Here is an 18609-nt window from a genome sequence, read left to right on the forward strand (position 1 = left end):
TTTCTGCCCATTTGGTCTTTTAAAAAATGGTTGGAAGGCTGTTCTGGCCTCCGTCTTTCCGGAATTCAGATGGAGACTGGCTGCAATATTTCTGAAATATGCGGTTAAATTGAGAGAAGCTGGTAAAGCCGCATTCTTCCGCCAGTTCAGAAATCTTCTTTTTGGTGTTTATAAGCAGGTATTGTACGTTTCGGATCCGTGTCATCTGAATGTATTGGGTGAGAGTGTAGCCTGTTACATCTTTAAACTGATGGGACAGATAATAAGGACTGATATAAAATTCCCTGGAAAGGGAGTCCAGAGTCAATTCATTCGAATAATGATTATGAATGTAATTGGCAATGGTGTATATCTTTTTGGATGCTTCATCCTTTAATGGTTCATTGGTGTAGATGGTAGAAGGTGCCAGCTGTCTTATTGTATAAAGAAACTCCACAAACATTCCGTGAATAATCAGGGATTTTAATTCCGGTTCCTCATCCTGGAAGGAGTAGCGGTAAATCCGGTTCAGTTTTTCGTTGATCAGCTGCTGCTGTTTGGAGGGGAAACGGTATATGGGAAGAGGGGAATAAAATGGTTCGAAAATCTTTTCATAAGTTTCCGGCATTCCCCAGAGTTCCGGAGGGTATAAAAAGCCGATGACAAGCCGTTTGCTGGGAGCCCCTTTCTGATATTCCGTCCGGTGCAGAACTGATGGGCGCAGAAGAACTAAGTCCCCGGTACGGATGGAGTAAGGAATGCCCTCTACCAGATGGCAGGCCTGGGGACTGATTAATATCATAATTTCATAAAATGAATGAAAATGCTGGAATGGCATGTTGATATCAAAGGAACGTTCGTCATAGTCAAAATAATAATAAAGTGATTGCTGGATATCGTTTATGGTAATATTATGTTTTTTCTTATAAAGCAGTGTATCATCTGGATTTGTCATGGGTACCGCCTTTATTCTATTTATGGGATAATCATGTTTCGGATATGTATTATAACAGAGCGGTCACAAAATGTGCAATACATTATCTGAAAAAAAGGAAAAATATTGCAGAGATTGCAAAGTATACCAACCGATAAAGTGGCTGGAAGCAGAAAGGAAGTGGCAAAGGAATGGAGAAAATAAAAGAAAAAATTGATTTGCTGGTTTCAAGCTTTGAAGAAATTCTGTATGATGAAGATGATATCTTTTTAAAAAATATGGAAAAAAATAATCTGTCCGGAGACAATGCAGAGCGGTACCGGTACTGGGAATGGACCCAGGGAGTAGGACTGTACGGTTTATGGAAAATATATGAAGAAACCGGAGAAAAAGAGTTTTTAAAGAAACTGGAAAAGTATTATGAAAGACAGCTGACCATTGGTTTGCCTTCACGCAATATTAATACAACAGCTCCACTTCTGGCTTTGTCCTATCTGGCAGAAAAAAATGGCAATAAAACCTACATGAAGATCTGCAGGGACTGGGCGCAATGGCTGGTAGAAGAGCTTCCAAGGACAGAAGAGGGCGGATTCCAACATCTTACCTCCGATACTTTAAACCAGCAGGAATTGTGGGATGATACATTGTTTATGGCCGTTTTATTCCTGGCCCGCATGGGAGTTCTGCTGGATAATAAAAAATGGACCGATGAAGCGGAATACCAGTTTCTCCTTCATGCAAAATATCTGGCTGACAGAAAAACCGGTCTCTGGTATCATGGCTGGACCTTTCATGGCCGCCATAATTTCTCAGGCGCATTTTGGGGAAGAGGAAACAGCTGGATCACTATGGGAATTCCGGAATTATTCGGCATCATTCCATGCAGCAATGCTGTAAAACATTATCTGACAGAGGCGCTGAAAAAACAAATTGAGGTATTGGTTTCTTATCAGAATGAAAGCGGTATGTGGCATACGATAATCGATGACAGTACCTCATACGTGGAGGCAAGTGCAACCTGCGGGTTTGGTTATGGAATATTAAAAGCAGTTCATTTGGGACTAGTTGATCCATCTTATGAAGCAAGTGCCAGAAAGGCTCTTTTACCTGTTCTCCAGTGCATTGATGAAGAAGGTGTGGTGCATCAGGTATCTTACGGAACGCCCATGGGAAGAGAAAGCGTACAGTTTTATAAAGACATTGAATTACGCCCAATGCCATATGGACAGGCAATGGCAATGCTGTTTCTGTTGGAAGCATCAAAATAACTGAAATGAAAAGGGCGGATGGATTTGGCGGCAATCGGCTCTTTTCATTTGTTAAAAGATCAGCAATGGCAGTAAAAAAGAAAGGATAAATAATATGAATAAGGATCTGGACATATGGAAGGCTTATAAACCGATTATTATGATGGATCAGAACGAGCCTTTTTCCATTACTGCAATGGGCTGCACGATATTTCGTGAGACAAAGAAAAGCAGTTCCTTTCCTAAACGGGAGATTGATATTAATAAGGAAGAGATTGATTATGCCATAGAGTACGCAATCTGGTATGACTATGACATCCAGCATCTATATGAACTGGAGCATGTATGGGTTTACATAAGCCATGGCGGCACTGTGAAAAAAGTGGAGGCAAGCTTTCACGGCAGATATTTAAATATGGTTGATTTAGAAAGCGGGGATCCGGTACTTTGCGGGGATACTCATCCAGTGGTTTATGCCCAGCCCGGAAAGCATGGAATGGTTCCTGATCCCAGAATGATCCGTGTGATCCCTGGATGGCTGGAAAGCTGTCTGGAAAAAGCCGGGAGTGACGGTGTTCTGGTACCGGACATGTTTAAAGATCAGATTCATGTGGAAGAGAGCTTACAGAAAATGACGGAAATATATATAAAAGAGACATTTGGCTTCCGGCCAGCCATAGAATTTGAGCCATTTTCTCTGCCGGATGACAGGCTGATGACCTGGGAGGAGCTGAAGAGATCCATTCCTGAGCGGGTGAACCGGCAGCTTGCTGTAATTAAAGGTCACTTTAACCGAATGAAGTAAGTTTCCTGTTTCAAATGCGAAAAGCATTAAGCTGTGGTGGGGATTTGCTGGTGGAATGACTGGTAAAGCAAAATGTGTAATGATATTGCCTGTATAAAGGCAAAAATGAGGTAGAAACAGAAAGATATAAATGATAAGATGGGGCTGTCAAGAGGCGGAAGAATTTTTGCGGGGAACTTGCTTACACTGGTACAAAGGGCCAAAAAACGGAGGAAGAATATGAAGCGTTATATCATACATCTGCTGAAGGGGGCAGAATATAGGACAAGACAGTTTATGGACGGACAGGTAAAAGATCCGGGAGATTTAAAGTACGGAGGAATCCGGGGAGATATCTGGGAGGCGAAGCCGACGATTTATGCGCTGACTACGGCAGTGGCTGTATATTTAAACAGGGAAAGCAGTTTTTACCGCCAAAAGGCTCTTTATGATACCATCAGCCTGGCACTGGATTTTGCGGCCAGGACTCAGAGAGAGGACGGAAGCTTTGATTATCCGTCCTGTAACTTCAAGTCCGCTGCGGATACTGCTTTCTGCTTTAAGCGGCTGATCGCTGCCTACCGGCTGCTGGTAAAGTATGATGTGGAGAAGGATGAGAGGCTTTTGATCCTTCGGGAAAAATATTTAATAATCATGCACCGTGCACTGGAGGCTATCCTCACAGGAGGCTTTCATACGCCGAATCACCGCTGGGCCATAGCTGCTGCCTTGCTTCAGGGAGCCAATCTGTTTGCAGAAGAGAAGGAGTTCTCCGGACAGCTTATGGCCCGGGCCGGGCAGTATCTGTCTGAGGGCATTGACGGGGATGAGGACGGTGAATATGCGGAACGCTCCACCGGCAATTATAATGCGGTAGTGAACAGCGCAATGATAGCCATGTATGAAGAGAGCAAAGATGAGAGCTTCTTAGGCTATGTAGAGCGGAATCTTGCCATGATGCTGACTTATATAGATCCCGACGATACCATATTTACTCAGAACTCCACCAGACAGGACAAGGGAAAGCTTGAATATGGGGACAAATATTTTTACCAGTACCTGTTTCTGTGCAGTTATGCAGAAAATTCCATATTTGACGGAGCTGCCCATAAGATCATCCGTGACAATATGGAACGGGGAGATTTGGCACCGGATTGTCTGCATGTAGTCATGAACCATGATAAAATGCTTGATCATTGCTTTCAGGAATACGGCTTTTTAGAGGAGTACCGGAAATTTTTCCGCCATGCAGGAGTGCTTCGCGTAAAGAAAAAGGCCTACACCTATACGGTACTTAACGGAAAGAGTGCATTTTTGTATTTGAAATGCGAAGGCACCATGGTTTATGTAAAGATCGGAGAAAGCTATTGCGACATTCGCAATTTCATTCCTCAGAAAATAGAGGAGCAGGAGAACGGATGCAAGGTGGAAGCCGTGGCAGATGGCTGGTATTATCTGCCCTTTAAAGAGAAGCAGGATACCTCTGACTGGTGGAAAATGGATCATTTAAAAAGAGAAAAGCTCATAAGCAGCCAGCTGAAAACTACGGTGGAAATCCATGAGCTGGAACAGGGGCTGGAGCTTTCCATTAAGACGGAGGGGCTGGACCGTCTTCCCATGCGGCTGGAGATCTGTATTCCAGCAGGAACTGTCTTACAGCATCCGTCCTTTAGCCTGAAGGCAGGAATGGGCGAAAGCCTGATTTTAAGAGAGGGCTTTTTGACAGTTCGGGATGAACGAAAAGAGCTGGTACTGGGACCGGGTTTTGGTGAGCATGAATTCCAGGGGCACTATTCAGGTGAAGAGGGAAACAGCCAGGGGTATACGGTCTATGCCAATGGGTACACGCCTCTGGAGAAAACGTTCCGGATTACAGTAAAAGGCTGAAGGGGAGGAAGAAAACCAGGTTTTATATAGGTCCCGGTCTGGTGGAAGGATAAAAATAGCTTCAAGCTTGTAGATTATGCTTGAAGCTATTTTTTTCTATCTCAAGGCTTTGTCCGTAGTCTGAATCCATTTAAAACCAGATGGATCTTTTCACATCATGGCCATGACGGCATAAGCTCCGGATCCTTTAAGGCAAGAGCGAAACAAAGCTTTTCATCATAGGCTTTCAGCTGTGGAAGGGATTCATATTCTGTTTTCAGCTTTTCATAAACGCTTAATATGGGCTGGCAGCGGATGGCAGTGGTATCAAGGATCTCATCAAGATGTTCCATGGCCAGGTCAACGATGGCTGCATCCAGGAGGCCTTCATGCTTCATCCTGGTCAGGATGGGCAGAATGCGGTCTGTGGGATAGGATGACTTATAGCTTCTGGTACCGGTTAAGGCGCTGATGATGTCAGCGATGGCTACCAGGCGCTCTTCCATAGTCAAATCCTCGGCTTTCAGCTTTTTCGGATATCCGGATCCGTTTAGCTTTTCATGATGGCGCAGGGCGATGCGCTCTATTGTTTTGTCAATGCTTCCTCCGAATATTTTCTCTGTGAAATTTACATGGGTCCGCATGATGTTCATGGCCTGGTGGCTTAATTTGCCCGGATACTCAAGAATTTCCACAGGAATGGCGATTTTGCCCAAATCGTGGAGAAGAGAGCCGCAGAGGACTAAATTCAGCCGGTGCTCGTCCAGGGATAGGAGTTTTCCCAGCTCATAGCTGATGCTGGTGGTGGTTATGGTGTGGGTCACAGTATGGTGACTTCTGAAATCAATGATAAAGACCAGCATCTTCAAATATTCCGTAGTTTCTTCTTCGGAAAGAGGAATGCTGGTTAAGAAGTCGAAGTATTCTGAATCTTTTCTCCATTCAATATCAATGGATTCCTGAAAGTCAAGTTTGGCTGCAAGATCTACGATATGAGGTGCAAAGACATTGTTAGTTCCCTGGATCAATAATCGGAGGGTTTCCGCCCATGAGCGTTTTTCCAGTGACATGGAGACATCAATGCGGTCAGCAATGTGAAGAATCTGCGATAAATCTTTTAATTTTGCGCTGGGTTCTTTTCCCTTATCCAGGAAATTCCAGGTGATGTGGTGCAGGAGGACTGCAGGAGCCAATTCTTTGAGGGGAGAGAAATACCGTATAAATAGGTAGCCGTAGAAGGAATGGTCCCAAACGTCATTGGTTTCAAATTGAAGCATCCTGGAAATTTCTTCTGTTTTATACGCCCCGATATCGTGAAGCTGGGCAAGAAAGCAAATGTCCCGGAGTTCCTGCTGTGAGTATTGCCCGGTATCCCGCAGCATTCGGGAGATAATATAAGCCACGTGGGAACCGTGTTCCGTAAGCCGCGGATCAATGTAATTACAAAAGCGCCGGATAATGCCAAGGACGCTTTTGTTATTTAAATTTTTCGTGTACTGCATTTGCATGCATAATCCTCCTTTGTAATCTTTGCTCTAAAAACAGTTTACCATATGAAACCATATATGGAAAGAAAAGAAAATAGATTATTGTTTCATTGTATTTGTTATAAAAAAGAAAAAGGTGTATGTAAAAAAATGATCCAGGATTGCCTTTTTTGTGTATAGAACCGATTTATTTGACTAAGGTATACGTATATGTTAAAATAAAAGCTGATATCTAAATCAGTGGAAACACCCTGCGGGTATACCTATATGCCCGGTAGAGCGGGGCAGGCACTGCCCAAAAAGCATGGGCGGAAAATGGAAAAGACAGGTAAAGTGAGGATATGAACATATGGAGAGTAAATACAGACGTCTTTATAAAGAGCTTTTTGAAAAAATAGAAAGGCGGGAATACCGTCCGGGAGACAAGCTTCCGGCGGAAGGTGAGCTGATGGAAATTTACGGCGCTTCCCGTGATACTGTCCGCAAGGCTTTGGAGCTTTTAGTTGAAGATGGCTGCATTCGCAAAGCAAGGGGAAAGGCAGCTGAGGTGCTGGATAAGAGCAAGTTCAATTTCCCTGTGTCGGAGATCGCAAGCTTTAAGGAAATCTACCGTTTTTCAGATTCCAGGCCAAGGACCTTTGTGGAGAATTTAGAAATTGTAAAGAATGATAAAAAGCTGATGGAAGCGCTGCAGATCGGACCTGAGGATGAAGCCTTTGTGCTGGAGCGTGTCCGGGAGATCGATGGGGAAAAAATCATCATTGATAAGGATTATTTTTCTAGAAAAATCGTGGAAAACCTCCCTTTGCGGGCGGCTCAGGATTCTGTTTATGAATATCTGGAAAATGAACAGGGCCTTAAAATCGGCTTTGCCATGAAGGAGATCACGGTCCATATGGCCACGGATGAGGATTACCGACTCCTGGATATGGGGCGCTATGATATGGTTGTCGTGGTGAAAAGCTATACGTATCTGGAGGACTCCACCTTATTCCAGTACACGGAATCACGACACAGACCTGACAAGTTTAAGTTTGTGGATTTTGCCCGACGGAAGTTATAAATATCTTTTCTGCATATTGACAAACATATACGTATATGTTATATTGAAATTACAAAATAAACATATAAGTCAATGGATGCTAAAAACATGTATGAAGGGAGTATGAATATGGGTAAGTATGAAAGCGATGCAAGGAAACTATTGGAGTATGTGGGGGGCAAGGAAAATATCGGGGCAGTGAGTCACTGTATGACCAGGATGCGTTTTGCTCTGGTTGATCCGGGAAAAGCGGATACAAAGCAGATCGAAACCCTTTCAAGCGTCAAGGGCACCTTTACCCAGGCCGGACAGTTTCAGGTGATCATCGGAAATGATGTACAGTCCTTTTACAATGACTTTGTTTCCATTTCCGGCGTGGAAGGAGTATCCAAGGATGAAGTAAAAAAAGAGGCCAAGGGAAATTTGAATCTTCTGCAGCGGGGTGTGGCGGATATTGCAGAAATCTTTGCTCCGCTGATCCCGGCCATCATTGTAGGAGGTCTGATCCTGGGTTTCAGGAACATCATAGGAGAGATCAAGCTTGTGAACGGGGGAACGGAAACCCTTGTTGCTGTGTCCCAGTTCTGGGCGGGTGTCCATAGCTTCCTTTGGCTCCTTGGCGAAGCCATTTTCCATTTCCTGCCGGTAGGGATTACCTGGTCTGTGACAAGAAAGATGGGAACAACCCAGATTCTTGGCATTGTCCTGGGACTGACCCTTGTCTCTCCCCAGCTGTTAAATGCATATGCAATGGCATCAGGGGCAGAAGTGCCTGTTTGGGATTTTGGATTCGTGAAAATGGAGATGATCGGTTATCAGGCCCAGGTCATCCCGGCTATTCTGGCAGGATTTGTGCTGGTTTACTTAGAAAGGTTCTTTAAGAAGATCACGCCTCAGGCGGTTTCCATGATCGTAGTTCCATTTTTATCCCTGCTTCTCGCTGTGATCGCTGCCCATGCAGTGGTAGGGCCAATTGGCTGGGCCATTGGTTCCTGGATTTCCAAGATTGTTTATGCAGGGCTTACCTCCAGCTTCCGCTGGCTGTTCGCAACCTTATTCGGATTTGTATATGCACCACTTGTTATTACCGGACTTCACCATATGACAAACGCCATCGACTTACAGCTCATGGCTGAATTCGGAGGAACCATGCTGTGGCCCATGATCGCTTTATCAAACATTGCCCAGGGTTCTGCGGTTCTGGGAATGATGTACCTTCAAAAAAAGAATGAGGAAGCAAAGCAGATCTCCATTCCTGCCTGCATCTCCTGTTACTTAGGAGTTACGGAGCCTGCTATGTTCGGTGTGAATTTAAAGAGGGGCTTTCCGTTCCTTTCTGCCATGATCGGTTCCGCCATAGCTGCTACAATTTCCGTGGGAATGAATGTTATGGCAAATTCCATTGGAGTTGGCGGCCTTCCGGGAATCCTGTCCATCCAGCCCCAGTATATGGGAATATTCGGACTTTGCATGCTGATTGCCGTTGCAGTGCCCTTTGCGCTGACAGTAATACTTGGAAAGAAGAAAGGATTCGAGTAAATGGAGAGCTTTAAGAAATCATGTGTATATCAGATCTACCCCAAATCCTTTATGGACAGCAATGGAGACGGGACAGGAGATTTAGGGGGAGTGTTGGAAAAGCTGGATTACCTAAAGATGCTTGGCGTGGATTACCTTTGGCTGACTCCGTTTTTCTTATCCCCTCAAAATGACAATGGGTATGATATCCAGGATTACTGCCGGATTGATCCTCTGTTTGGAACCATGGAGGAGTTGGAAAAACTGATTGCAAAGGCAGGAGAGCTGGGCATGGGGCTGATGTTTGATATGGTTTTTAACCATACCTCCACAAGCCATGAGTGGTTTCAAAAGGCCCTTCAAGGTGATAAAAGGTTCCAGGATTACTATTTCTTTAAAGAAGGGACGCCGGGGAATCCTCCTACCAACTGGCAGTCAAAATTCGGAGGCAGTGCATGGGAGTATTCGGAAGAAGTTGGAAAATACTACCTTCATTTATATGACAAGACCCAGGCAGATTTAAACTGGGAAAATCCCATGGTGCGGGAAGAGATAAAAAAAGTGATCCGTTTCTGGAAGGAAAAGGGGATACGGGGATTCCGGTTTGATGTGATCAATCTGGTATCCAAGCCATCCGCCTGGGAAGATGATGAGGAGGGAGACGGCCGCCGGTTTTACACCGATGGCCCCCGGATCCACGAGTATTTAAAGGAAATTGTGGTGGATACAGGCCTGGATGCCGATGAAATCATCACGGTGGGAGAGATGTCCTCCACCACCATTGACCACTGTGTCCGCTATACCAATCCGGAAGAAAAACAGCTTAAGATGTGTTTTAATTTCCATCATTTAAAGGTGGATTATCAGGGGGGAGACAAATGGTCCCTGATGCCCTATGACTTTGAAAAGCTGAAAAAGATTTTCCATACATGGCAGGCTTCAATGGCTGAGGAAAACGGGTGGAATGCGGTATTCTGGTGCAATCACGATCAGCCCAGAGCAGTGTCCAGATTCGGAGATGACAAAGAGAAGAGAAAGCAGACCGCAAAGATGCTGGCAACCGTCTTACACGGGATGAGGGGAACGCCCTATATTTACCAGGGAGAGGAAATCGGCATGACTAATGCTTATTTCACCCATATCTCCCAGTATCGTGATGTGGAAAGCCTTCACTACTTTGACATTTTAAAAGAACAGGGAATGGAAGAAAAGGATATTTACCGGATTTTAAGAGAACGGTCCAGGGATAACGCAAGAACCCCCATGCAGTGGGAGTCAGGGAAACAGGCCGGGTTTACCACAGGCATCCCCTGGATCGATGTGAATAAAAACTATGAAGAGATCAATGTGAGGGAAAGCCTTGCTGATCCTGATTCGGTATTTTTCTACTATCAGAAGCTGATTGGGCTGAGAAAACGCTGCAGGGTGATCAGCGAAGGAAATTATGAGCCTGTTTTGGTGAAGCAGAAAGGGGTATTTGCCTATAAAAGAAGCTGGCAGAAAGAAAGACTTCTGGTCTTTGCCAATTTCACCGGAAAGAGCCAGGAGATTGAAGGAAATGAGACACTGGAGGGCTGGGAAATTTTGTTATCCAACTGTGCCAGCCCGGAGATCAAGGAGAAAAAGCTTGTTCTGGAACCTTTTGGCGCGGTTATGCTGCATTTCTGTGAAAAGGCTTAAAACTCCAGTAAGTGCTGTATCAGGATCTTGACCCCCATAAGGATCAGGATCAGGCCGCCGGCAAATTCTGCTTTTGACTTATAGCGTGTACCAAATACATTTCCAACCTTAACCCCAAGGATGGACAGAGTGAAGGTGGTGATTCCGATAAAGGAGACTGCCGGGACGATCTGCACCTGGAGAAATGCAAAGGTAACGCCGACTGCAAGTGCGTCAATGCTGGTGGCGACTGCCAATGGGATCATGTTTTTGGGGGCCATGGGAGAAACCTCACATTCTTCCTCCTCTTTGCTGAAGGATTCCTTTATCATGTTAAAGCCGATGGCTCCAAGCAGGATAAATGCAATCCAGTGGTCAAAGGAGGTAATGGCCTCCTTAAACTGCGACCCAAGCAGGTATCCTATAAGGGGCATTCCGGACTGAAATCCTCCGAAATACAGGCCTGCAATGACTGCATGGTTCCAGTTCATCTTTGGCATGCATAATCCTTTACAGATGGAAACTGCAAAGGCATCCATGGATAAGGCTACCGCGATGATGAACAATTCCAGTAGTGACATGTGATATTCCTCCTGTGTATTGGTTTTATAACTTATCTGAACTTGCCATGCAAGTGAAGATAAAAGGGCGTATTTTGCCCCGTCCATCCGATTATCGAAAGCGTTTTTTGGCTTACGGTAATATAAATATATGCCTAATCCTTTTTATTCAGCCGTATTTTTTCCAGATATTCAAACAGCTCCGGGTCTACGTTGTCAAAGAGGCGGTTTTTCTTTGAGGGAATCCGTTCTAAATGTTCCTTCTTGATTTCAGAATTTGTATCCTCAATTTCTTTTTTTAAATCTCTGGCGGAAAGGCGTGTGCAGCCTTTTCCCAGGATGATGATCTGTTCCATCTTGTCCGAGGTGGCCACCCGCACCTGGTACTGCCTGCCGATCTGTTGGGAGACTTTTTCTATGTACTGGTCCGCAGTTTCGGCTTCTTTTGTAAAAATCACGTGAATGTTGTGATATTCCATAACAGTGCCCGGGTTTCCCTTGACCTTGTAGCCGTCAAAGACAAGAACCACATTACATTTTTTATAGCCCTGGTAATTGCAGAGCACATCCTGAAGCCTGGTTCTGGCGGAGTCCATATTGGTCTCCGCCAATTCTTTCAGTTCCGGCCAGGCAAATATGATGTTGTAGCCGTCTACTAGCAGATAATCGGAACTCATATGATAACCTCTGTGAAAACCTAAAGTTTTTTGATGTTGTTTTCGTAAATTCGTTTAAACAGGATGGTGGTTAAAACCAGTGCCATGATCTCGGCCAGAGGGAAGGCATACCATATTGCATGAAGACCAAAAACTTTCGCGAAGATATATGCAATAGGTAAAATACATACAAGCTGTCTGGCAACGGATACGATGAGGCTGTAGATGCCGTTACCAAGAGCCTGGAAAACAGAACCAACGATAATGCTGTAGCCGGCAAAGAGGAACCCTAAGCTGATGATGCGCAAAGCGGGAACGCCGATGGAAATCATGTGCTCGGAAGCATCAAACAAAAGTAAAAGCTGTTTGGGGAATACCTGGAAGATGATGACTCCCAGGAACATGATGGAGACAGATCCGATAATGCTGGAACGAATGGTCTTCATGATACGATCCTTATTTTTGGCACCACAGTTATAGGCCACAATGGGGACCATACCGTTATTGAGTCCGAATACGGGCATAAAGATGAAGCTTTGCAGCTTAAAGAAAATGCCGAATACGGAGACTGCTGTTTCTGAGAACAAAAGGAGGATCTTATTCACCCCAAAGGTCATGACCGAACCGATGGACTGCATGATAATGGATGGAAGCCCCACCTTATAAATATTCACAATGGTTTCCTTATGAGGGCGAAAGCGCCGCATATTTAAATTTACGTCAGGATTTCTGGTTAAATTAAAATACAGCAGGAGCATCATGGCGATGATCTGGCCGATAACGGTTGCGATGGCGGCTCCGGCAATGCCGAGGCGGGGAAAGCCGAAAAGTCCGAATATGAGGATGGGGTCCAGAATGATATTGATGATGGCTCCAAGCCCCTGGGTGATCATGTTGTAGATGGTGCGGCCGGTGGACTGCATGATCCGCTCAAAAGCGATTTCTAAATAAACGCCGAAGGAGAAGATGGTACAGATGGAAAGATAAATGGTTCCCTGGCTGATGATCTCCTCGTTGCCTGTCTGCACCGTAAAATAAAATCTGGAAAAGAAAATTGCCAGCAGGGCGGTGACCAGATAGCTGAGAATAAAAACAAATATTCCATTGACTGCTGCTAAGTTGGCCGCTTTCTGGTTCTGTTCCCCTAAGGATCGGGAAAGAAGGGCATTGACTCCTACACCGGTTCCTACGGCGACTGCAATGATCAGATTTTGAATGGGAAATGCCAAAGAGACTGCAGTAAGGGCTGTTTCCCCTATCTGAGCCACGAAAATACTGTCGACCACGTTATAAAGCGCCTGTATGAGCATGGAAATGACCATGGGAAGAGACATGGTAAGCAAAAGCTTGTTTACCGGCATTGTTCCCATTTTATTTTCTTCCAGCCTTAAAGCAGCGGTTGTTTCAGACATAAAAAAAGCCCCCCTATTCTTATAGTAAGCATAATCATAATTGTAACCTTTTCGACATGAAAAGTCAACATTGTATGATTTATTAGGTTCTTTTTCCATTGCTGGAGAGAATTTGTGAAAAATAAATATTGCGCGGTAAAATAGATTGTGATATTATAAGTGCAATTCATTATAGTGAAGTGATGAACTGTTATAAAACAGGTCTGAACAGGGAATCATGAACCTACAGGAATTCAGAAGATATACTGAGAAAGGCAGAGAAGGAGACTCTGGCCTATGGACCTCAACAGGAAGAGGGCGTCACCGACTGAGAGCGCCGTCACGTGGGACTTGGCTAAGGGAACACTCCGGAGCCGATATGCCGAAGCGGCAGGAAATCCTTTTTAATTGGATTGACTGTGACATGAGTAGGCTTATCCGTACACATGCGTTAAATGTTTGAGTGGAGGCATTTGCTTATCCGGCTGTCATATCTGCGGCTGGAGGAAGAGGCAGTTGTCTCAATGCGGGTGGTACCGCGGGAACTTATAGCCATATAAATCCCGTCCCGGAATATGTAACTGTATTCCGGGGCGGGATATTTTGTTGCCGTTTAAAAATTTCTTGTATTCGCCAGATGATGAATGCATGGCAGAACAACAACAACCCCTTCACCGGAATCAAAACAATTACATTCAGGTAAGGAGAATACAGATATGGAATTTATCAGTGGTGTAAAAGAAAAAGAAACGGTCTCCATGGACCAGATCGGATCCGGCAGTTACCAGGGCCGGACAGTAAAAATGGAAGGCAGCGTCCATACCATAAGGGATATGGGTGAGGTTGCTTTTGTGATCCTTCGGAAAGCAGAAGGTCTGGTACAATGCGTATATGAAGAAGGAAAAACGAATTTTGACTTAAGCCTGTTAAAGGAAGAGTCTGCGGTCCGGGTCACCGGAATCGTATCAGAGGAAGAGAGAGCTCCTCACGGGTTTGAGATCCGGCTTTCGGAGATTGACCTGCTGTCCCAGCCGGCAGAAGCGCTGCCTGTGGCAATCAGCAAGTGGAAATTAAATACTTCCCTTGAGACAAAGCTGTCCCTGCGGCCCATTACCTTACGAAACCCAATGGAACGGGCGAAGTTCCGCATCCAGGAAGGCATTGTAAGAGGGTTTCGGGACTTTCTGCACTCCCAGAACTTTACCGAGATCCGTACACCAAAGATCGTGGCCCGCGGAGCAGAAGGCGGCTCAAACGTATTTAAACTGGATTATTTTAATAAGAAAGCAGAACTGGGCCAAAGTCCCCAGTTTTATAAGCAGACCATGGTAGGCGTGTACGACCGGGTATTTGAAGTCGCTCCCGTCTTCCGTGCGGAAAAGCATAATACAACACGGCATTTAAATGAATATACCAGCATGGACTTTGAAATGGGATACATTGACAGCTTTGAGGAGATCATGGAAATGGAAACAGCCATGCTGCAGTATACCTTTGGCCTTCTTTGCGAGGAGTATGAAACAGAGCTTAAGATGCTTAAGGTCACTCTTCCCAATGTGTCCAATATTCCCACGGTCCGTTTTGACAAAGCAAAGGAACTGGTTGCCGGAAAATATAACAGAAAAATCAGAAACCCCTATGATTTAGAGCCTGAGGAGGAAGTACTCATCGGCCGTTATTTCAAGGAAGAGTATGGCAGCGATTTCGTATTCGTTACCCACTATCCGTCAAAAAAACGCCCCTTCTATGCTATGGATGATCCTACAGACTCTAAATTCACTTTAAGCTTTGACTTATTATTCAAGGGTCTGGAAGTCACCACCGGAGGCCAGAGAATTCATGATTATGATACCATTCTTAAAAAAATGGAGGCCAGAGGCATGAATCCGGAAGACATTTCTTCCTATTTAATGATATTCCAATACGGCATGCCGCCCCACGGAGGTCTTGGGATCGGCCTGGAGCGCTTAACCATGCGCCTTCTTGACGAAGGAAATATAAGAGAGACCACGTTGTTTCCAAGAGATGTGACAAGACTGGAACCATAGGCACCCTGCGGGTATATCTTTACGCTCAGAAAGCGTGAGCAGGAAAGAGGAAACACCCTGCGGGTATACCTTTATGCCCAGAATACATGGGCTGTAAAGAGGAAAGGAAGAAGGAAAAGATGGCGCATATAATCGATGATGATATGATCGAATACGTTGGGATTCTGGCAAAGCTGGAGCTTGGCGAGGAAGAAAAGGAAGCGGCGAAAAAGGATATGGGCCGCATGCTGGATTATATTGATAAATTAAACGAACTGGATACGGCCGGCGTGGAACCCATGTCCCATGTATTCCCGGTACACAACGTTTTCCGTGAAGATGTGGTGGAAAACGGCGACGACAGAGAGAACATCTTGAAAAATGCTCCGGAAAGCAAGGATGGAGCTTTTAAGGTGCCGAAAACAGTGGAATAGGGGGATTTTTTATGACAGCAAAAGAAATATTATCCCTCACAGCGGTACAGTTAGGGAAAAAAATAAAAAGCGGTGAGGTTACCTCCCCAGAAGCGGTAAAAGCAGCCCTGGGCCAGATTAAGGCCATGGAACCGGTGCTTAACAGCTTTGTGTCAATAGAGGAAGATAGAGCATTAAAGCAGGCGGAAGATGTGCAGAAACGGATCCAAGCCGGGGAGCTTACAGGCCCTTTGGCAGGGGTACCGGTAGCGGTGAAGGATAACATCTGCATCGAAGGTATGAGGACTACCTGCAGTTCTAAAATCCTTTCAAACTTTGTTCCTGCTTATACGGCTTCAGCCGTGGAACATTTAATCAAGGCAGGAGCTGTGATCCTTGGAAAAACCAACATGGATGAGTTTGCCATGGGAAGCACTACGGAAACATCGGCTTACGGGGTCACGAGAAACCCATGGAACCCGGAGCACGTTCCCGGCGGTTCCTCCGGCGGTTCCTGTGCAGCAGTTGCAGCTGCAGAATGTTTCTATGCCTTAGGCTCTGATACCGGAGGTTCCATAAGGCAGCCTGCATCCTTCTGCGGAGTTACGGGACTAAAGCCCACTTATGGGACTATTTCCAGATACGGGCTGATTGCCTATGGCTCTTCCCTGGACCAGATCGGCCCTGTTGCAAAGGATGTGACGGATTGCGCAGCGATTCTGGAGGTTTTGGCTTCCCATGATGAGAAGGACAGCACATCTGTGGAGCGGAATGATTATGATTTTACCCAGGCTTTAACGGATGATGTAAAGGGGATGCGGATCGGCATTCCGTCTGATTATCTGGGTGAGGGCCTTGACCGGCCGGTAAAGGAGGCTGTTTTAAAAGCCGCCAGGGTATTAGAGGAAAAGGGAGCTGTTGTGGAGACCTTTAACTTGGGTATGGCGGAATATGCCATTCCGGCATATTATGTGATCGCCTCTGCTGAAGCCAGCTCCAACTTATCCAGGTTTGACGGCGTGAAATACGGCTATCGGGCAAAGGAATACGAAGGACTTCACGGCATGTACAAAAAGAGCCGTTCCCAGGGCTTTGGCCCTGAGGTGAAACGCCGCATCATGCTGGGCTCCTTTGTATTAAGCTCCGGTTATTATGATGCATATTACCTGAAGGCATTAAGAACAAAGGCATTGATCAAGAAAGCATTTGACCAGGCATTTTCAAAATACGATGTGATTCTTGGGCCGGCTTCCCCATCCACGGCGCCCCGGCTGGGAGAAAGCTTAAGCGATCCATTAAAGATGTATCTGGGGGATATTTATACCATTTCCGTAAATCTTGCCGGGCTTCCGGGACTTACGGTTCCCTGCGGCAGGGATTTAGGAGGCCTGCCTATTGGTGTCCAGTTTATCGGAGACTGCTTTAAAGAAAAGGATATCATACGGGCGGGCTTTGCCTTTGAGCAGAGCAGAAGCTATGAGATGCCCCCAATGGCAGAAGACGCTGCTTCCGGAAACACTCCGGAGGCATCCCTTTACACCCCCAATAGCGTGGGAAGCTCTGCCCTGGATACATTGGCAGGAAAGGAGGAGAGGTAAATGAGCAAACAGTATGAGACAGTCATCGGCCTGGAAGTCCATGTGGAACTGGCTACAAAAACAAAAATCTTCTGCGCCTGCTCCACGGAATTCGGAGGAGCCCCCAACACTCACACCTGTCCGGTCTGCACCGGAATGCCCGGTTCCCTTCCTGTCCTTAATAAGCAGGTGGTGGAATATGCCCTGGCAGTGGGCCTTGCGGCAAACTGTCAGATCAACCAGTTCTGCAAGTTTGACCGGAAGAATTATTTTTACCCTGATAATCCGCAGAACTACCAGATATCCCAGCTTTACCTTCCCATCTGTCACGACGGCTATGTGGAAATCGATACACCGGCAGGAAAGAAGAAAATCGGAATCCATGAAATCCACATGGAAGAGGACGCAGGAAAGCTCATCCATGATGAGTGGGAGGACTGCTCTCTGGTTGACTTTAACCGGAGCGGAGTCCCTCTCATTGAGATCGTATCAGAGCCTGACATGAGAAACGGGGATGAGGTAATTGCATATTTAGAAAAGCTGAGGCTGATCATCCAGTATCTGGGCGCCTCGGACTGCAAGCTTCAGGAAGGCTCCATGAGGGCTGATGTGAACTTATCTGTCCGTGAGGCCGGTTCGGCCCAGTTCGGCACAAGGACGGAAATGAAGAATTTAAACTCTTTTAAGGCCATTGCCCGTGCCATTGAAGGGGAGAGGAAACGTCAGATCGAATTGATCGAGGAAGAAAAAATGGTGGTTCAGGAGACCAGGCGGTGGGATGACAACAAGGAATCCTCCTATGCCATGCGGTTCAAGGAAGATGCCAAGGACTACCGTTATTTCCCGGACCCGGACCTTCCTCCTGTGGTCATTAGCGATGAATGGATCAGCAGCATAAAGGCCAGGCAGCCGGAGCTGCGGACGGAAAAGATGGTACGCTATCAGGAGGAGTTCAAGCTTTCCCCATATGATGCGGATATTATCACAGGTTCCAAGCATATGGCGGATATTTTTGAGGCGGTCACAGCCATCTGCGGGAAGCCTAAGGAGGCTGCAAACTGGCTCATGGTGGAGGCTATGCGGCTCTTAAAAGAGACGGAAACGGAACCTGAGAATATGACATTTTCTCCGGAAAACCTTGCAAAATTGATTGATTTAGTGGATAATGGTACCATTAACCGTACCGTGGGCAAGGAAGTTTTTGAAAAAGTTTTCGCAGAAAACGTTGATCCGGAACAGTATGTGGAAGAAAAAGGATTAAAGGTTGTCAATGACGAAGGAGAACTGCGCAGGGTAATTGAGGGAATTGTTTCCGCTAATCCGCAGTCCGTGGAGGATTACCGCAATGGAAAAGAGAAGGCTTTTGGATTTCTGGTAGGCCAGACCATGCGTTCCATGAAAGGAAAAGCCGATCCGGCAGCGGTCAACAGGATACTAAAGAACCTATTGGGTTAAAGGAGTCTATATGA

General features: G+C 45.8%; 15 protein-coding genes. 10 read left to right on the forward strand and 5 right to left on the reverse strand.

The annotated features are described in order from the left end of the window. Positions 1-19 precede the first annotated feature (19 nt). Entirely contained in the window at positions 20-934 is a 915-nt protein-coding gene (locus K401_RS0115335) for a helix-turn-helix transcriptional regulator (protein WP_024293770.1), read from the reverse strand. A gap of 170 nt (positions 935-1104) precedes the next feature. Here K401_RS0115335 and bglB point away from each other — a divergent pair, with 170 nt between their 5' ends. The 3 genes from bglB (at position 1105) to K401_RS0115350 (ending at position 4831) form a co-directional block, all read left to right on the forward strand. Then, positions 1105-2181 carry a beta-galactosidase BglB gene (gene bglB, locus K401_RS0115340; RefSeq protein ID WP_027352428.1) on the forward strand — a complete coding sequence of 359 codons (1077 nt, stop codon included), beginning with the start codon at positions 1105-1107 and terminating at the stop codon, positions 2179-2181. A gap of 94 nt (positions 2182-2275) precedes the next feature. Beyond that, entirely contained in the window at positions 2276-2965 is a 690-nt protein-coding gene (locus K401_RS0115345; protein ID WP_024293771.1) for a hypothetical protein, read from the forward strand. 219 nt (positions 2966-3184) lie between these two features. Next, positions 3185-4831, forward strand: coding sequence for a hypothetical protein (locus K401_RS0115350; protein WP_024293772.1), 1647 nt, complete (start codon positions 3185-3187; stop codon positions 4829-4831). 155 nt (positions 4832-4986) lie between these two features. Here K401_RS0115350 and K401_RS0115355 read toward each other — a convergent pair whose 3' ends face one another. Then, a complete protein-coding gene (locus tag K401_RS0115355) occupies positions 4987-6312 on the reverse strand; it encodes an HD-GYP domain-containing protein (protein ID WP_024293773.1) in 1326 nt (441 codons plus the stop codon). Between the two features lie 334 nt (positions 6313-6646). Here K401_RS0115355 and treR point away from each other — a divergent pair, with 334 nt between their 5' ends. The 3 genes from treR (at position 6647) to treC (ending at position 10537) form a co-directional block, all read left to right on the forward strand. Beyond that, complete coding sequence (gene treR, locus K401_RS0115360) at positions 6647-7360, forward strand: trehalose operon repressor (RefSeq protein ID WP_024293774.1); 714 nt, start codon at positions 6647-6649, stop codon at positions 7358-7360. A gap of 108 nt (positions 7361-7468) precedes the next feature. After that, on the forward strand, positions 7469-8878 hold the full coding sequence (gene treP / locus K401_RS0115365) for a PTS system trehalose-specific EIIBC component (protein ID WP_024293775.1): 1410 nt from the start codon (positions 7469-7471) through the stop codon (positions 8876-8878). Further along, the gene (treC, locus tag K401_RS0115370; RefSeq protein WP_024293776.1) at positions 8879-10537 is read left to right on the forward strand and encodes an alpha,alpha-phosphotrehalase; all 1659 of its coding nucleotides are present in this window, start codon (positions 8879-8881) and stop codon (positions 10535-10537) included. On the opposite strand, the gene K401_RS0115375 is transcribed toward treC, so the two are convergent. The 3 genes from K401_RS0115375 to K401_RS0115385 form a co-directional block, all read right to left on the reverse strand. Then, positions 10534-11097 carry a manganese efflux pump MntP gene (locus K401_RS0115375; RefSeq protein WP_024293777.1) on the reverse strand — a complete coding sequence of 188 codons (564 nt, stop codon included), beginning with the start codon at positions 11095-11097 and terminating at the stop codon, positions 10534-10536. The genes treC and K401_RS0115375 overlap by 4 nt on opposite strands. A gap of 134 nt (positions 11098-11231) precedes the next feature. Continuing rightward, on the reverse strand, positions 11232-11753 hold the full coding sequence (locus K401_RS0115380; RefSeq protein WP_024293778.1) for an NYN domain-containing protein: 522 nt from the start codon (positions 11751-11753) through the stop codon (positions 11232-11234). A 20-nt stretch (positions 11754-11773) separates the two neighbouring features. After that, positions 11774-13144 (reverse strand): MATE family efflux transporter, encoded by a 1371-nt coding sequence (locus K401_RS0115385; RefSeq protein ID WP_024293779.1) that lies wholly within the window; start codon positions 13142-13144, stop codon positions 11774-11776. A gap of 695 nt (positions 13145-13839) precedes the next feature. Here K401_RS0115385 and aspS point away from each other — a divergent pair. The 4 genes from aspS (at position 13840) to gatB (ending at position 18595) form a co-directional block, all read left to right on the forward strand. Further along, complete coding sequence (gene aspS / locus K401_RS0115395) at positions 13840-15171, forward strand: aspartate--tRNA(Asn) ligase (RefSeq protein ID WP_024293780.1); 1332 nt, start codon at positions 13840-13842, stop codon at positions 15169-15171. A gap of 119 nt (positions 15172-15290) precedes the next feature. Beyond that, entirely contained in the window at positions 15291-15584 is a 294-nt protein-coding gene (gene gatC, locus K401_RS0115400; RefSeq protein ID WP_024293781.1) for an Asp-tRNA(Asn)/Glu-tRNA(Gln) amidotransferase subunit GatC, read from the forward strand. Positions 15585-15595: 11 nt separating this feature from the next. Further along, the gene (gene gatA / locus K401_RS0115405) at positions 15596-17161 is read left to right on the forward strand and encodes an Asp-tRNA(Asn)/Glu-tRNA(Gln) amidotransferase subunit GatA (RefSeq protein ID WP_084492900.1); all 1566 of its coding nucleotides are present in this window, start codon (positions 15596-15598) and stop codon (positions 17159-17161) included. After that, on the forward strand, positions 17162-18595 hold the full coding sequence (gatB, locus tag K401_RS0115410) for an Asp-tRNA(Asn)/Glu-tRNA(Gln) amidotransferase subunit GatB (RefSeq protein ID WP_024293783.1): 1434 nt from the start codon (positions 17162-17164) through the stop codon (positions 18593-18595). Positions 18596-18609 lie beyond the last annotated feature (14 nt).

Origin of the sequence: Lacrimispora indolis DSM 755, assembly GCF_000526995.1 — a bacterium.
Lineage (GTDB): Bacteria > Bacillota > Clostridia > Lachnospirales > Lachnospiraceae > Lacrimispora > Lacrimispora indolis.

Bases quoted from the DNA above. Each gene is read 5' to 3' on its own strand.
- gatC (WP_024293781.1), top strand. From the start codon at position 15,291: ATGGCGCATATAATCGATGATGATATGATCGAATACGTTGGGATTCTG.
- gatA (WP_084492900.1), top strand. From the start codon at position 15,596: ATGACAGCAAAAGAAATATTATCCCTCACAGCGGTACAGTTAGGGAAA.
- bglB (WP_027352428.1), top strand. From the start codon at position 1,105: ATGGAGAAAATAAAAGAAAAAATTGATTTGCTGGTTTCAAGCTTTGAA.
- K401_RS0115375 (WP_024293777.1), bottom strand. From the start codon at position 11,097: ATGTCACTACTGGAATTGTTCATCATCGCGGTAGCCTTATCCATGGAT.
- K401_RS0115350 (WP_024293772.1), top strand. From the start codon at position 3,185: ATGAAGCGTTATATCATACATCTGCTGAAGGGGGCAGAATATAGGACA.
- treC (WP_024293776.1), top strand. From the start codon at position 8,879: ATGGAGAGCTTTAAGAAATCATGTGTATATCAGATCTACCCCAAATCC.
- treR (WP_024293774.1), top strand. From the start codon at position 6,647: ATGGAGAGTAAATACAGACGTCTTTATAAAGAGCTTTTTGAAAAAATA.
- treP (WP_024293775.1), top strand. From the start codon at position 7,469: ATGGGTAAGTATGAAAGCGATGCAAGGAAACTATTGGAGTATGTGGGG.
- K401_RS0115380 (WP_024293778.1), bottom strand. From the start codon at position 11,753: ATGAGTTCCGATTATCTGCTAGTAGACGGCTACAACATCATATTTGCC.
- K401_RS0115355 (WP_024293773.1), bottom strand. From the start codon at position 6,312: ATGCAGTACACGAAAAATTTAAATAACAAAAGCGTCCTTGGCATTATC.
- K401_RS0115335 (WP_024293770.1), bottom strand. From the start codon at position 934: ATGACAAATCCAGATGATACACTGCTTTATAAGAAAAAACATAATATT.
- gatB (WP_024293783.1), top strand. From the start codon at position 17,162: ATGAGCAAACAGTATGAGACAGTCATCGGCCTGGAAGTCCATGTGGAA.
- aspS (WP_024293780.1), top strand. From the start codon at position 13,840: ATGGAATTTATCAGTGGTGTAAAAGAAAAAGAAACGGTCTCCATGGAC.
- K401_RS0115345 (WP_024293771.1), top strand. From the start codon at position 2,276: ATGAATAAGGATCTGGACATATGGAAGGCTTATAAACCGATTATTATG.
- K401_RS0115385 (WP_024293779.1), bottom strand. From the start codon at position 13,144: ATGTCTGAAACAACCGCTGCTTTAAGGCTGGAAGAAAATAAAATGGGA.